Origin of the sequence: Botryobacter ruber (assembly GCF_003347595.2) — a bacterium.
Classification (GTDB): Bacteria; Bacteroidota; Bacteroidia; order Cytophagales; family Hymenobacteraceae; genus Pontibacter; species Pontibacter ruber_A.
In genome coordinates, this window is sequence record NZ_QCZK02000037.1 from 1 (window position 1) to 15,461 (window position 15,461).

Annotated in this window: 14 protein-coding genes; 4 read left to right on the forward strand and 10 right to left on the reverse strand. The window is 48.7% G+C overall.

The window, feature by feature from the left end:
- Positions 1 to 156 precede the first annotated feature (156 nt).
- On the forward strand, positions 157 to 978 hold the full coding sequence (gene pyrF / locus DCW36_RS10750) for an orotidine-5'-phosphate decarboxylase (RefSeq protein WP_114778617.1): 822 nt from the start codon (positions 157 to 159) through the stop codon (positions 976 to 978).
- A gap of 79 nt (positions 979 to 1,057) precedes the next feature.
- Here pyrF and DCW36_RS10755 read toward each other — a convergent pair whose 3' ends face one another.
- The 8 genes from DCW36_RS10755 to hemG form a co-directional block, all read right to left on the reverse strand.
- Positions 1,058 to 1,402 carry a DUF3817 domain-containing protein gene (locus tag DCW36_RS10755; RefSeq protein WP_114778618.1) on the reverse strand — a complete coding sequence of 115 codons (345 nt, stop codon included), beginning with the start codon at positions 1,400 to 1,402 and terminating at the stop codon, positions 1,058 to 1,060.
- Positions 1,403 to 1,590: 188 nt separating this feature from the next.
- Complete coding sequence (locus DCW36_RS10760) at positions 1,591 to 2,712, reverse strand: chorismate mutase (protein WP_114778619.1); 1,122 nt, start codon at positions 2,710 to 2,712, stop codon at positions 1,591 to 1,593.
- A gap of 2 nt (positions 2,713 to 2,714) precedes the next feature.
- Positions 2,715 to 3,893 (reverse strand): pyridoxal phosphate-dependent aminotransferase, encoded by a 1,179-nt coding sequence (locus tag DCW36_RS10765; protein WP_114778620.1) that lies wholly within the window; start codon positions 3,891 to 3,893, stop codon positions 2,715 to 2,717.
- 13 nt (positions 3,894 to 3,906) lie between these two features.
- Positions 3,907 to 4,788, reverse strand: coding sequence for a prephenate dehydratase (locus DCW36_RS10770; RefSeq protein WP_114778621.1), 882 nt, complete (start codon positions 4,786 to 4,788; stop codon positions 3,907 to 3,909).
- 558 nt (positions 4,789 to 5,346) lie between these two features.
- On the reverse strand, positions 5,347 to 6,420 hold the full coding sequence (locus tag DCW36_RS10775; RefSeq protein WP_114778622.1) for a bifunctional 3-deoxy-7-phosphoheptulonate synthase/chorismate mutase type II: 1,074 nt from the start codon (positions 6,418 to 6,420) through the stop codon (positions 5,347 to 5,349).
- A 358-nt stretch (positions 6,421 to 6,778) separates the two neighbouring features.
- Complete coding sequence (locus tag DCW36_RS10780) at positions 6,779 to 7,726, reverse strand: TerC family protein (protein WP_114778623.1); 948 nt, start codon at positions 7,724 to 7,726, stop codon at positions 6,779 to 6,781.
- 150 nt (positions 7,727 to 7,876) lie between these two features.
- Positions 7,877 to 8,611, reverse strand: a complete 735-nt coding sequence (locus tag DCW36_RS10785; protein WP_114778624.1) for a polyprenol monophosphomannose synthase — start codon at positions 8,609 to 8,611, stop codon at positions 7,877 to 7,879.
- An 18-nt stretch (positions 8,612 to 8,629) separates the two neighbouring features.
- Entirely contained in the window at positions 8,630 to 9,970 is a 1,341-nt protein-coding gene (gene hemG, locus DCW36_RS10790) for a protoporphyrinogen oxidase (RefSeq protein WP_114778625.1), read from the reverse strand.
- Positions 9,971 to 10,140: 170 nt separating this feature from the next.
- Between hemG and DCW36_RS10795 the strand changes: the two genes are divergently transcribed.
- Positions 10,141 to 10,671, forward strand: coding sequence for a D-glycero-alpha-D-manno-heptose-1,7-bisphosphate 7-phosphatase (locus DCW36_RS10795; protein ID WP_114778626.1), 531 nt, complete (start codon positions 10,141 to 10,143; stop codon positions 10,669 to 10,671).
- A gap of 45 nt (positions 10,672 to 10,716) precedes the next feature.
- Here the strand turns inward: DCW36_RS10795 and DCW36_RS22580 are convergent, their stop codons facing one another.
- Together DCW36_RS22580 and DCW36_RS10800 are read right to left on the reverse strand one after the other, a co-directional pair.
- Positions 10,717 to 10,887: a hypothetical protein gene (locus tag DCW36_RS22580; protein ID WP_164891104.1), complete on the reverse strand. Its 171-nt coding sequence runs from the start codon at positions 10,885 to 10,887 to the stop codon at positions 10,717 to 10,719.
- Positions 10,888 to 10,992: 105 nt separating this feature from the next.
- A complete protein-coding gene (locus DCW36_RS10800) occupies positions 10,993 to 12,387 on the reverse strand; it encodes a type III PLP-dependent enzyme domain-containing protein (protein ID WP_114778627.1) in 1,395 nt (464 codons plus the stop codon).
- 79 nt (positions 12,388 to 12,466) lie between these two features.
- Here DCW36_RS10800 and DCW36_RS10805 point away from each other — a divergent pair, with 79 nt between their 5' ends.
- A complete protein-coding gene (locus tag DCW36_RS10805; RefSeq protein ID WP_114778628.1) occupies positions 12,467 to 13,438 on the forward strand; it encodes an arginase in 972 nt (323 codons plus the stop codon).
- Positions 13,439 to 15,229 (forward strand): arginine--tRNA ligase, encoded by a 1,791-nt coding sequence (gene argS, locus DCW36_RS10810; protein ID WP_114778629.1) that lies wholly within the window; start codon positions 13,439 to 13,441, stop codon positions 15,227 to 15,229. It begins immediately after the preceding gene.
- Positions 15,230 to 15,461 lie beyond the last annotated feature (232 nt).

Genomic DNA, 15,461 nt, shown 5'->3' on the forward strand with positions numbered 1-15,461 from the left:
ATCGCTTCTTAAAAGTTTGGTCGCTTCTAAGATACGCTACAACTCTACTTTTTAATCAAGCTATATCCCCTTCTTATATCCGTTGCAACAAAGTCACGAATAACTAATAACCAAAAAATCGTAGTTTTGCTTACAGAAGTAAAAAGATAAAGTACCATGGACAGAGCACAACTATTCGAGCAGATACTAAAAAAGAAATCCTATTTATGCGTGGGGCTGGACACAGACCCGCAGAAGCTTCCCGAGCACCTGCTCGACTCGGAAGATCCTGTTTTTGAATTCAACAAACAGATAATTGAGGCCACTTCTGACCTTTGTGTATCATATAAACCAAACATCGCATTTTATGAGGCGCAGGGCCCGCAGGGGTGGGTGAGCCTCGAAAAAACGCTGCAGCACATTCCAGGGGATATTTTTACCATAGCCGATGCCAAACGGGGCGATATTGGCAATACCTCGGAACTGTACGCACGCGCTTTCTTTGAAACGTTGCATTTCGATTCGGTAACAGTGGCTCCGTACATGGGCTCCGATTCGGTTAAGCCATTTCTGACGAAGGAAGGACGATGGGTGATTTTGCTGGCCTTAACCTCCAACGCTGGTAGCCAGGATTTCCAGATGCTGAAAACGGAAGGTGAGGAACCAGCTTACCTGTTTGAGAAAGTGTTAAAAACAAGCGCCACCTGGGCAACTGCCGACCAACTGATGTACGTAGTAGGCGCCACCCGTGCCGATTTCGTAGAGCGCGTACGTGCCATTGTACCGGATCATTTTCTCCTGGTGCCTGGTGTAGGTGCTCAGGGCGGTAGCCTGGAAGAAATTTCGCGATTGGGTATGAACAGGCAGTGCGGTCTGCTGGTAAATTCGTCGCGCGGTATTATCTACGCTTCCTCCGGTAAGGACTTTGCCGAAAAAGCCCGCGAAGCTGCTTTGGAAGTGCAGCAGGAAATGTCGCAGTACCTGGAGCGGTATTTATAAAGTAACAATATGCACTAAAACAGCAAAGCCCGTCCTGACCGGACGGGCTTTGCTGTTTTAGTGGGTAAAAGAATCGACGTTATACTTTCTGCTTCACCAGTTTCTTTTTCTGCTGCGCTTCCTCTTCCCGCTTTAGCAGGCGGGCATCAAACACAAAGGGACCAAAGGGAAGGAGCGAGGCAACTACACCAGCCGCCAGTTTCAGGAAAGACCAGCGGTACAGCAGCGTTGCCTGAAGCAGAGCTGCAATGTACAGCAGGAAAAGCACACCGTGTGCCCAGCCTACATATTTTACAGCTTCAGGCATATCAGCGAGGTATTTCAAAGGCATCGCGATGCCAAACAGTATAAGAGAAGAAATACCTTCCAGTATGCCGATAAAGCGAAGGCGACCGATGACGGTGTTCGAAAAAGTGGTTATCATGACCAAGGGTTAAAAGTGACTTTGTTGCCTAACAACAAAAAATAAAAAACTGTGCCCGAAGTCGCTGCTTTTTTGAAAAACCAAGGCTTCGGAAAATAAAAAAGCAGCTCCTGCTTTATAGCGGGGCTGCTTTTTTATTTCAGGCAGAGCTACAAAAAGCCATTATACCTGCCTGTAAAAAATTATGACTATTTAGACTGTGATTCAGATTCCACTTTACTTCCTGAAGCCATTACTTCGTTCTGGATGCCCATTGACTGCTGGTGAATGGCATCGAAAACAGCTTGTACAAAACCTTCCTGTAAGCCCATTTCATTAGCAGTTTTCAGTCGGTTCTCTACCATTTGGTTCCAACGGCCCGCCTGGAAAATATCTAAACCATTTGCTCTTTTATATTCACCAATTCGCTTGGAAACATCAGAACGCAGGAACAGGATGTTCAGTAATTCAGTGTCAAGCTTATCGATCAGGTTCCGAAGATCCTGCAGCTGCTCGTTGGAGGCCACATGCTCCGAATCAAGATCAAGGGCAGTAAGCATGTTGGCAAGTGCTTCCGGGGTAAGCTGCTGCGAAGCATCGCTCCAGGCTTTATCAGGATTGCAGTGTGTTTCGATCATAAGACCGTCAGCGCCTAAGTGCAGTGCCTGCTGGCTTACAGTTTCCAGCAAATCGCGACGACCGGCAATGTGGCTTGGGTCGCAGAACAACGGAACACCTGGTGCCAGGGCACGAATCTGCTGGATAGTTTCCCATTTCGGGTGGTTACGGTAAGGCTTGTTATTAGGCGTAGAGAATCCTCTGTGAATCAGACCTAAGTCGGTAATGCCAGCCTGGTTGAGACGCTCCAGCGCGCCTAGCCACAGTTGGATATCGGGGTTAACCGGGTTTTTAACCAATACAGGCACATCAACACCTCGCAGAGCATCAGCTACTTCCTGTACCGAGAAAGGGTTTACAGTTGTACGGGCGCCAACCCATAAAATATCAATACCAGCTTTTAACGCTTCTTCCACATGGCTTGCGTTGGCTACCTCCGTGGCAGTAAGCAGACCGGTTTCTTTTTTTACAGTATTCAACCACTCCAGGCCAACCGTGCCGATACCTTCGAACATGCCCGGGCGGGTACGAGGCTTCCAGATACCTGCTCTGAATACCGTTACGCGTGAATCTTTTTGCAGCTCGCGGGCTGTCTGAAGCATTTGTTCTTCGCTTTCCGCACTGCAAGGACCTGCGATAACGGTTGGAAGCGGTCCACCATTCAATAGTTTTGTTTTGGCGGCTAACTTAAGTGTTGAAGTATTGGAGCTCATAATTAACTGTAAATTATATTATGTTGTTTAATTCGTTTAATTGATTCTACTATTTGTTCTGACGGTACACAAAGCGATACCCGTAAATAGCGCTCGCCCTGGCTACCGAAAATCTTGCCTGGCGTTAAAAACACGCCTGCTTCGTAAAGCACCTTGTCCAGGTAAGCTTCCACATCGGCAATGTGATCCGGAACCCGGGCCCAGACAAACATTCCGACAGTATTTGTCTGGTATTTGCACTGCAGCATGTCGAGTAGCTGGTGCACATATTTCTGCCTTTCGGCATAAATAGCATTGCGCTCCTGGTGCCATTCCTCGCTGTTGTGCAGCGCCTCGATAGCGGCATGCTGTACTGCCTGAAACATGCCTGAGTCTATGTTGCTCTTAACCGTAAGGATCGTGTCCAGATAGTCCTTACGGCCCAGGATCATGCCTACGCGCCAGCCCGCCATGTTGTGCGACTTGCTCAGGGAATTTAATTCCAGGCAGCAATCTTTGGCTCCGGGCACGGTAAGCAGGCTTTTAGGCTTGCTCTTAGGTAAAACCAAGCTGTAGGGGTTATCGTTCACTAACAGGAAATTATGTTTGCGCGCCAGGCTTACCAGCTGCTCAAAAACTTCCTGTGTGGCCTGTGCCCCGGTTGGCATGTGGGGGTAATTGATCCACATCAGTTTCACGCCTCCCTGGCTGGCCAGTTCCTCCAGCTGCGCCATATCGGGCAGCCAGCCGTTCTCTTCGCTCAGGTTATAGAAAACCGGTTCGGCACCTGCCATGCGGGCGGTGGTAGCATAAGCCGGATAACCCGGGTTTGGCACCAGCACTTTGTCGGCGGGGTTTAGGAAGGCCATGACAATGTGAAATACCCCTTCTTTAGAACCCATCAGCGGAAGTACCTCTGTTTCAGGATCGAGCGTTACTTCGAATGTGTCGGCATACCAGTCGGCCATGGCTTTGCGCAGCGACGGCAGCGAGCGGTAGGGCTGGTACCCATGTCCGGATGGTTGTGAAGCTGACTTAGTAAGCGCCTCGACAGTTTCCTGTGACGGCGGTAAATCAGGACTGCCTATGCCCAGGTTGATCACCTGTTTGCCCTTTGCATTCAGGGCAGCTACCTCTGCCAGCTTTTTGGCGAAGTAATACTCCTGCACATGGGCCAGACGGTCGGCTTTAGGAATAATCATGTTGACTTATGTTTCAGGCGTGTGATAATACTTTTTCTCCGAATTCCAGGTACTGTGGCATGCCCGCTTTCGAGTATAGCCCCAGCAGCTTCAGGTTATCTACCATAGGCTCCAGCTCTTCGATGGCGTTCAGCAACCTGAAGTAATCATTGCTTTCCAGGTCCAGTGCGATGTTCTGACTCGTATTTCCTGCCGGAGCCGGGATGTACTGGATGAGCGAAACAGTTATTTTAAGGGTATACAGTTTGTGAATAATGGCACCCAGCATCCTGGAAGAATAAGGCAGCTGCAGGATGAGCGTTGCTTTATCGGCGGAGGCATGCAGCATTTTTTGAACATGATCGCGCGACAGTACCAGGAAACGGGTGAAATTATCCTGGCGGTCGGCGATGTTTTCCTGCAGAATTTCCAGCCCATACAGTTCAGCAGCCTGTTTTCCGGCAATGGCTGCTACGCCTTTCAGGTCCTGCTCTTTAATCTCGCGTGCACTTTCGGCGGTGTCTGAACGTTCCTGCTCCTGCATGTACGCGTGGTGCTTCAGGAAATCGCCGCACTGCAGCAAGGCCACCGGGTGCGACAGCACCGTATGAATATCTTTCATCTTCTGGCCAGGCAGCGCCATCAGGTTCTGGTCGATAGGCAGCCACAGTTCGCCCATAATGCTGAAATCGTGCTGCAGTAACAGGGAATAGTTGGTAAGAATACTGCCGGAAAGCGCATTCTCGATGGCCATTACGGCATAGGTTGCTTCGCCATTCTCCAGTGTTTCGAACAACTCCGGAAACGAACTGCACGGTACAGCAGCAACTTTTTGCTGCGCAAAATACACCCGCGAAGCCTTGTCGTGAAAAGAGGCAGCGCCACCCTGAATCGCAATTTTTAATTCCTGAGCCATATTATTAAAAAAGCCCCGCTTTGGGCGGGGCTTCGTTAGTTTTGCTTTATGTTGAACAACGCAATAGCATTACCTGTGGAGCCCCGGACGGGTACCAAAAAAGTAAAAGCTAAAGTAAAAAGCGTTGTGTAAAACCATATCTTTTTTAATTGCGCTGTAATATTACAGAATGTTTTTTAGACTTTCAAATTTATTTTCAATTTTATTTACGATACCACAAAAGGTTGTTACCATCTGTTAGTAAATCCTTAAAAAGGAGCTGGCTATGTATCGAAAATAGCTGCTAAATAGCTATAGTTTTTATAAAATCGGTAAAGCAGGAGCAGAGGCTATGGTGGCAGCTGCAGCAGACTTTCAGGCCGGTTTACCTTAAAATTTACTGCATATCCCGGCTCTGCGCCAGGAGTAGTGGGTATGGTGGCAGGGGCTTATTGTTTTTTTAGAAATTTATCTTCCAAAACCCGACTGCCCCTTCCACCATACCCACAGCTCTCAGGTCATCATCCTAATACCCAACATGACCTCCCCAATAACTGATAGCGAATAACCAATATCTATCTAGGCTCCCATATCGCAGTACAGGTGCGTTTGAGCGTACTGCTTGCGCACTTCCTGGAATACCGTTTTCACAAACTCCTTGTTCATCCCGAAGCTGTTTGCCTGCAGCAGCAGGTTTTCCAGCACCTGATCCCAGGCTTCTTCGGCTTCTGAACTGTTGCCCTGCCGGTTGGTGCCTAACTTTTCGGATAAAGCGGTGCGGCGGGCCAGCAGGTCCATCAGTTCATCGTCCAGGTACTCGATCTCTTTGCGCCACTCTTCCTGCAGCACCACGCTTCTGGCTTCTTCCGGGTCATTACCCTGCATGTTGAGCGCCTGCAGGAGCATGTCGAGTTCCGGGGGCATTAGCTGCTGGTGCGGATCGCTGAGGGCTTTTACCGGGTTGTGGTGGGTTTCCACCATCAAACCATCGTAGCCCAGGTCAATCGCACGCTGGCTAACCGGACGCAGCAGGCTTCGGCGGCCGGCAATGTGGCTGGCGTCGCAGTACACAGGCAGGTCGGGCAGCTGGCTTTTCAGCTCCGCCACATGGTCCCATTTCGGGTGGTTGCGGTAGGGGGCATTGTCGATGGTGGAGAAGCCGCGGTGTATCACGCCCAGGTCAGAGATGCCACTGTTGTTGAAACGCTCCAGCGCGCCTATCCACAGCAGCAGGTCGGGGCTTACCGGGTTTTTTACCAGCACCGGTATATCCACTCCTTTTACAGCATCTGCTATTTCCTGCACCAGGAACGAGTTAACGGTAGTGTGCGCTCCTATCAATAAGATGTCTACTTCGTGTTTCAGGGCTTCGGCAACATGGTCGGCATTGGCAACTTCGCAGGCGGTGCGTAGCCCGGTTTCCTGTTTTACAGTTCGCAGCCATTCCAACCCAACAGTGCCTACGCCCTGAAAGCTACCCGGACGCGTACGGGGTTTCCAGATGCCGGCCCTGAAAATGGAGACACTTTGTAGCTTTTTCAGACCGAGGGCTGTTTGTAACATCTGCTCCTCACTTTCTGCGCTGCATGGACCTGCTATTACCACAGGGGCTGTTGTTTTGGCTAGTTTGTTTGTGCCGGCAGCTAATTTCATGCTAAGTGTTTTCGTGCTCATGGCATTTTGGATATTTAATAAAATTTATAGGCATTTAAAAAAGAAAACCCCGCTTTGGGCGGGGTTCCAGGTTTATCTTTTCATTTATAAATCAATGCAAAGCATAGCCATCACCCCCCGTTACAGGCGCAAATCGATTTCTGGTTAAATGCTTGTTTATTGACTGATAACATAATCTGTTCTTTTGAATGCTTAAAGGTACTGATAAATTTTAATACAAAGCAAGTTGTTGTTGAAAAATTATTTACAATATTATCTTATTGTTAAATAAATTTCAAAGTAACAGTTGTTATTTGTGAAAAATGAAAAAGCCAAAGAGGTTTTCCCGGACCTGAATTTAAGGTAAATCAGGTGGGGGAGGCAGCGCACTTTCTTTTTTCGGAAACAGCAAAGAAGCTACGATGGAAATAGTCAGAATACTGCCTACCACCACCAGCGCAATACGCATGTCCAGGTGATAAATATCGCTCAGCAGCAGCTTGAGACCGATAAATGCCAGGATAACGGACAACCCGTAGTGCAGGTAGTGGAAAAGCTGCATAATACCGGCAAGGGCAAAGTACAGTGCCCGTAGCCCCAGCAGTGCAAACACGTTGGAGGTATAAATAATAAACGGATCTTTGGAGATAGCCAAGATAGCAGGAATGGAGTCTGCTGCAAAAACCACGTCGGTACTTTCCACCATGATCAGCACCAGGAACAGGGGCGTGGCGTAGGTTTTACCATCGATCTTGGTAAAAAACTTTCCTTCCGGGGCCGTTTTGGTAAAACGCAGCTTTTGGCTTATCCACACCAGAAAAGCGTTTTGCTCTGGGTGCAGCTCATTTTCCTCCTTCGTAAACGCCATTTTTACACCCGTATACACCAGGAAAGCGCCCAGGATGTAAATGATGAAATGGAATTTGGCAATCAGCGCCACGCCTACCAGGATAAAGAGGGCCCGCAGCACCAGTGCGCCCAGGATACCCCAGAACAAGATCTTGTGCTGGAACATGAGCGGCACCTTAAAATAATTGAATATCAGGATGAAAACGAAAAGGTTATCGACGCTCAGCGACTTTTCAATCAGGTAGGCGGTCAGGAATTCAAGGGCGGGAGCAGGCCCTTTCCAGTAGTAAATAATGGCATTAAAGCCCAGCGACAGCACTACCCAGAACAAGCTCCAGAGCAGCGCTTCTTTTATTTTTACTTCGTGGGCCTTTTTATGAAAAACGAACAGGTCGAGGCCAAGCAGCAAAAGTACAAAGGCATTAAAAAGTATCCAGAAGACAATGGTATTACCCATAAACTAAAGACTTATTATCTTTATCAGATAAGATTAAATTAGAAGAAAAAGTAAAGTTACCGGATTAGCTGCAGATGTAAAGAAGGCTGAACTAAAAATTCGGGATGTTTATGGTTGAAGAGGCGAACCAAGCACGGGAAGCCTTACTTATTAATAGCGGTCGAAGTGCCGGAAATAGCTGGCAATTTTCATTTTTATCACCCCCAACACTGCTTCCTTAAAAATGCCTTTCGACATTTTAGACTCTCCTTTGGTACGGTCTGTAAAAATAATGGCCACTTCCTGAATTTTAAACCCATACTTAAAAGCCAGGAACTTCATTTCGATCTGGAATGCATACCCAACAAACCTGATCTTGTCCAGTTCAATGGTTTCGAGCACCCGGCGGCGGTAACACTTGAAGCCCGCTGTCGTGTCGGCAATCGGCATGCCGGTGACCATGCGCACATAATAACTGGCAAAGTAAGACATGAGTACGCGGCTCATGGGCCAGTTTACTACATTTACCCCCTGCACATAGCGGCTGCCAATGGCCACATCGTAGCCTTCCTGGGAGCAGGAGTCGTAAAGCCTGACCAGATCTTCCGGGTTGTGAGAGAAGTCGGCATCCATTTCAAAGATATATTCATACCCATTGCGAAGTGCATATTTAAAGCCGTGGATGTAGGCGGTGCCCAGGCCAAGCTTGCCCCGCCGGCTTTCGAGGTGCAGGCGGCCAGGGTACTCGTGCTGCAGTGCACGCACAATATCGGCCGTTCCATCCGGCGATCCATCATCAATAATGAGCAGGTGAAAAGGGTGGCTCAGCGACAGTACCTTTCTTACCATAGCTTCAATATTTTCCCTTTCGTTGTAGGTTGGGATAATCACCAACGAGTTTTCCATGCCCCAAATATACCTAACTTAGGCACTTTGAGCTAAGGGAGCTTTTAAATTTATTTTATTTGCCAGCTCCTTGGCATGCCGGATGCAGTCGGAAACAAGCACGCCGCCCTGCCAGTTGGCCGCAACAAAAATATTGGCTTCTTCAAACATCCGGGCCATTTCGTGGGCATCTTCAATGTACAGGTCATACTGCGGCATAGATTTTTTCCAGTAAGTGACATGCTGGAAAACCGGGGCAGCATTGATGGCATAATTTGTCTGGTTTTCTTCGTGCACCCGCTCCAGCAGTTCTTTTTCAGGCAGGTTTGCGTGTGCTGCATAAGGTGTTCCGCCTACATAAGAAGTCAGGAGAACTTCGTAGGGTTTGCACCTGCCATTAAACAGGGAACTCACCCATACAGCGCCATTGGAGAATGGTGCTTCCGTTTTTGGATGTAGTGCGCCGAAACCATCCAAAGGATGCTCTACATCGTGCCTGTTGTAAATACTGTGTACCACAGCCAGGGGTGGGTAATTTACATTTTGCAGGGCAGCCGATATGCCGGGGAATGTAAAATCCATCAGGTCTGCCGCCTTGTGCGCCGGAAGCGCCAGAACAACGGCATCATATTCTTTATCTTCCATGTCATGTGGAGTGGCAGAGCAAAGAATGTATTTTCCCATGCTGCGGGTTATCACTTCTATTTTACGCTCCGTATGCAGCGAAATCAGCTTATCGGCGATGGCCTGTGGCAGTGTGCTCATGCCTCCTCTGAACGTAAAGGACTTGTTGCCGGAGCCATTCTGGCGCTTTGCCAGGCCCCGCAGCACGGAGCCGTACTTTGATTCGAATGCCTTGAACTCCGGAAGTGCTTTCTCTATCAGCAGGTGGTCCGGGTCGCCGCCCAGCAGATTGGTGATGTAGGGATTAATGATTTTTTCAGTTGCATCGGCGCCGAACCGCCGCTCAAAAAAACGGGTAACGGTTTCGTAGGGGATAAAGGCCGCCGGAACTTTTCTTTCCGCTACAATTCTTCTTTTTGTTGCACCTGATAAGAAGCCATTGCGAAGAAGTGAAAACGGGCAGGAGGGTATCTTTTGATAAGAGCCATCGCACAGCACGTACCGGTTGTTGGTAACGGTTATCGTAGGATGTACTTCTGTTTCAAGCTTTAATTCACTGATCATCTCCTGCAGTTCATCCGTCATTTGCAGTGAATTCGGGCCGCATTCCAGCAGGTAGCCGTTTATGTTTACTGTCCGGATATTGCCGCCTACTTCTGCTGATCCCTCAAACAGATCGTAAGAGATCCCCAGCTTCTGCAGGTAGTATGCTAAAGCCAGTCCCGAAATGCCTCCTCCTATTATCGCTACTCTCATTTTTGTGTTTATAATACAATTATGCCTGTAAGGGTACCTGTTGCATCTTTCCTGGCGATACAACGATGAGCTTCATCTATAGTACGCAAGCTATCCCCCGGAAAATTTAAATATTACATGAAAGTCGAACGAATAAATAGTAATTTTAGCGTCTCAACCATACAAGTCTTATGCATAAACAAAAATGTGTTTTCCTGGACCGCGACGGTGTGCTGAACCGCGAACTTGGTGGCTATGCCTATAAGCTCGAAGAGTTTGAGGTGTTGCCGCGTGTGCCCGAGGCGCTGGCGCTGCTAAAGCAGCACGGTTATTTGCTGATAGTGATCACGAACCAGAGCGGCATCTCGAAAGGCATCTTTACAAAAGAAGATGTGCTGGCCTGCCACCAGAAACTGCAGGATAGCTGCGACTCGCTGATTGACGATATTTATTTTGCGCCCGGGCATCATACCATCTCTGCCTCGCTGTCGCGGAAGCCTGACAGCCTGATGATTGAGCGGGCTATGGCGAAATATCATATTGATAAAAACCAGTCGTGGATGATTGGCGATGTGAAGCGCGATATTGATGCAGGCAAAAAAGCCGGCGTGAGAACGATACTGGTGGGGGAGCACCACCGGGCCGGAACCCACCAGATTCAGGCAAAGGACCTGTGGGAGGCAACGCAGCTGATTCTGAAAGACATAAAAAAACCGGCCTGAGCGCCGGTTTTTTTTATATGATTGAAGCTAAAAGCTGATTCAAAGCTAGCTCTTGATGTCGGCTTCAGCCTCGGCTGAAGGAGCGCTGGAAGCTGTAACAGTTGCCTGTTCAGCTTTCTCATGGGGCTGTACTGAACTATACGCAGGACAATAGGTTTTGCATGATGCGAAGCTGATCACCAGGAAAAACGCCCCAACTTGTAGTAACTTTTTCATCGTAATAAATATTAAAAAATGAGTTCCCAAACATACGGTATTCTCTGCAAAAGAAAAATTAAAACGTTAAAAAGTTATAAAAAGTTATCTCTTTTTTTGTTTTAACTACACCTCGTAACCCAGGATTTTTAACATCGCCTCGCTTGTCTGTTCCGGTGCAAACTGCCACGACTTCAGCTCCCCGTTCTCATCACGGTCAATGATAACGTGTTGGGGAGCAGGTATGAGGCAATGTTTAATACCGCCATATCCGCTCAGCGACTCCTGATAGGCTCCCGTATGGAAAAAGCCGATGTAAAGCGGCTGGTCCTTTGGTATTTTTGGTAAAAACACCTGGAACGAGTGCATTTCAGAATTGTAATAATCCTGACTATCGCAGGTTATCCCGCCTATTTGTATTTTACGATATTCCTGGTCCCAATGATTTACAGAAAGTAGTGGCCAACGCTGGTTTAGTGCCCAGGCATCTGGTAAATTGGTGATGAAGGAACCATCGATCATATACCATAACTCCTTGTCATTCTGTAACTTCTGGTCTAAAATAGAGTAAATGGTGGCCCCGCTTTCGCCTACTGTAAAAATTCCGAATTCTGTAAAAATATTTGGTTCGGGCACGCCTTCTGCTTCACAAATGCGCTTTATGGTGCGCAGAATTTCCTCTATCATGTAGCGGTAGTTGTAATCTGCCTGGATGGAGGTTTTGATCGGGAAGCCGCCGCCAATGTCGATGGTGTCCAGCTCCGGACACACTTTTTTAAGCTCGCAGTATTTATGCACAAAGCGGCTCAGTTCCGACCAGTAATAGGATGTATCTTTTATGCCGGTATTGATGAAGTAGTGCAGCATGCGCAACTCAAACCTCGGATCGTCCTTTATTTTATTTTCGTAGAGCTCGATCACATCGTTGTAGCGGATGCCCAGGCGCGAGGTATAAAATTCAAACTTCGGCTCCTCGTCCGATGCCAGGCGCATGCCTACTTTGCATTTCTCAGTAACATGCTCTTTATAATATTCTATCTCCTCCAGGTTGTCCAGGATGGGCATGCAGTTTACAAACCCTTCGTTTACTAGCTCCGATAGCCAGTGCTTGTAGCGCTCGCGTTTAAAGCCATTGCACACCACATAGGTGTTTTTGGTAATCTTGCCTTTGTTGTAAAGCGCCCGGATAATCTGCATGTCGTACCCGGAGGAAGTTTCGATATGGATGTCGTTTTTCAGGGCCTCTTCCAGTACAAAAGAGAAGTGAGACGACTTCGTGCAGTAACAGTACGTATAAGTACCATTATAATTCAGCTTCTCGATAGACTCGGCAAACAGTTTTTTTGCTTTCTGTATCTGTGAGCTGATTTTGGGTAAATAAGTTAATTTAAGCGGAGTGCCATATTGCCTGATGATTTCCATCAGGGGAATGCCGTTGAAGAGTAGTTCGTTGTTTTCCACTTGAAATTCTTCTGTCGGAAAATCAAACGTCTGGTGGATGAGGTCGGTGTATTTATCCATTTAAGGCCATTATTGTCTTTAGATGATATGCAATATTGACTGTATTTTACAATCTTTGCAATAACTTTGTTCGATAAAAATGAAAAAAGTAAAGCTGATAGAGGTTAGGTCGGAATTAGGTGCCGGTACGAGAGGGGCCGGTATGGGAATTGACGCCTTAAAAGTAGCTTGCCTGGACAAAGGTTCCGATTATTTCAAGCGCTTCAACTCTATCAGTGTGCCCGACCTGAACTACACGCTTTTCGACAAAGATGTGTTCCCGATGGCGCACCACATCGACAGCATTCTGCCGGTGCTAAAAAGTGTGAGCAATGTGGTGGCGCAGACGCTGGAATTTGGTATGTTTCCGCTGGTATTGGCCGGCGACCATTCCAATGCAGCAGGTACCATTGCCGGTATTAAAACAGCTTTCCCGGATAAAACGCTGGGGGTGATCTGGATAGATGCGCATGCCGATATTCACTCGCCTTATACCACGCCTTCCGGCAACGTGCATGGCATGGCCCTGGCCATTGCCCTGAACGAAGACAACCTGGACCGCAAAGTAAATGAACCTGCTCCTGAAACCGTTTTTTTCTGGGAGTCGATGAAGAAGGTGGGGGTGGAAGGGCCGAAACTGGAGCACAGGCACCTGGTATACATTGTCGTGCGCGACACCGAAGAACCGGAGGATTATCTCATCGCCAAATACGGCATCCGGAACTTCAGTTACCAGGAATTTAAGCGCAAGGGCGCCACGCAGGTAGCGCAGGAGGCCCTGGAGCATCTGAAAGATTGCGACCTCGTTTATGTGTCGTTTGACGTAGACAGCATGGATCCGAAGTTTTCCAGGGGAACAGGAACACCGGTAGAGGTGGGGCTGACCGTAGAGGAGGCTAAAGCCTTATGTTACCAGCTGGTGCAGGACCCGCGTGTCTGCTGCTACGAAATGGAAGAAATAAACCCAACCCTGGACACCGAAAATACCATGGCCGAGAACGCCTTCAGCATTCTGGAGGCAACCACACAGGCCATCTTACACAGAGAATCTAATAGTACAGCCAACGACTAAATGCAACTTCAACACACCATCAGCCAGCGCGTGAGCGAGGCTCTGAATGCTTTATTCCAGGTATCTGTTGATGCCGCCCAGGTAAGCCTGCAGCCAACCCGAAAAGAATTTGCAGGCACTTATACGTTTGTTACCTTCCCCTATACCAAAACGGTGGGCAAAGGACCCGAACAGATCGGGCAGGCCTTGGGGGCCTACCTGAAAGAGAACGCGCCGGAAGTAAAGGATTTCAATGTAGTAAAAGGATTTCTGAACCTGGAAATACAGGATGCGGTGTGGCTGCAACTACTGCGCGAGCTGATTCAGAACCCGGATTTTGGTAAAGGCGAGGCAACCGGTCAGAACGTGATGGTGGAGTACTCGTCCCCAAATACGAACAAGCCGCTGCACCTGGGCCACCTGCGCAATAACTTCCTGGGCTATTCCGTGTCCCAAATTCTGAAGGCGAATGGCCATAACGTGCTTAAGGCAAACCTGGTAAACGACCGGGGCATTCATATCTGCAAATCGATGCTGGCTTACCAGCAATTTGGCAACGGCGAAACACCCGAAAGCAGCGGCATCAAAGGCGACCACCTGGTAGGCAAATACTACGTGTTGTTCGATAAGCATTACAAAGAGCAGATTGAAGGATTGGTAGCCGCCGGCATGGACAAAGAGGAAGCCAAAAAGAAAGCACCGCTGATGGTGGAAGCGCAGGCCATGCTGCAGCGCTGGGAGCAGGGCGAGACGGAAACGGTGGCGCTCTGGAAACAGATGAACAGCTGGGTGTACGCCGGCTTCGACCAGACCTACCGCACCATCGGTGTTGACTTTGATAAATATTACTACGAGTCCGAAACCTATACGCTGGGCAAAGAGCGGGTGGAAGAAGGGCTGCATAAAAATGTGTTCTACCGCAAAGACGATGGCTCGGTGTGGGTAGACCTGACCGACGAAGGGCTCGACCAGAAGCTGCTGCTGCGCTCCGACGGCACCTCCGTCTACATCACCCAGGACATGGGAACGGCCGAACTCAAGTACCAGGATTTCCCTTACGACCAGTCGCTGTACGTGGTAGCCGACGAGCAGAACTACCACTTCCAGGTGCTGAAGGCGGTGCTCAAAAAGCTGGGCAAGCCTTACGCCGAAGGTATTTACCACCTCTCGTACGGCATGGTGGACCTGCCATCGGGTAAAATGAAATCCAGGGAAGGAACGGTCGTGGACGCCGACGAGCTGGTAGCCGAAATGGTGGATACGGCCCGTCAGCAGACAGAGGAGTTAGGAAAGATAGAAGGCTTTACGCAGGAAGAAGCGCAGCAGCTTTACCACACCCTGGCCATGGGCGCGCTCAAGTACTTCCTCCTGAAAGTAGATCCGAAAAAGCGTATGCTCTTCAACCCGCAGGAGTCGATCGATTTCCGGGGCAATACCGGTCCGTTTATTCAGTACACCCACGCCCGTATTTCGGCTATTTTGCGTAAGGCAGCAGACATGGGTATCGTGGCAGGTGCAGTATCGTTTAACGACCTTTCGCAGCTGCACGAGGCGGAGCAGGAGGTTGTTACGCAGCTGGTGAACTTCCCGGTGGCGGTAAAAGAAGCAGGCGATAATTATGCTCCTTCCGTGATAGCCAATTATGCGTACGAGCTGGCCAAGGCCTACAATCGGTTCTACCAGGAAATTTCCATCTTCAACGAAACAAACGAGCAGGCCCGCAGCTTCCGGATAGCGCTTTCTGCCATGGTAGCCCGTTTCGTGCGCGAAAGTATGGCGCTGCTGGGAATTGAGGTGCCGGAGCGGATGTAGTTGCGAGTCTTTTGCCTTACTTTGAGGCTAATTTGTTAGGAAAAAATGTCTGCAGCTGCCACCATTGCCTCTGCAGGTGTGTTTTTCTGCATCAGGGTTTACAGAATTTTAGGATTTTCAGGATTTATGTAGCATCACTATAGCGAAGTAACAGCTATATTCTGTTGCCTCAAAAGACCTCGCAGTGTGCCCAGCTCCTGCGAGTGTCTGATAGCAGATAGGCTAATCCTGA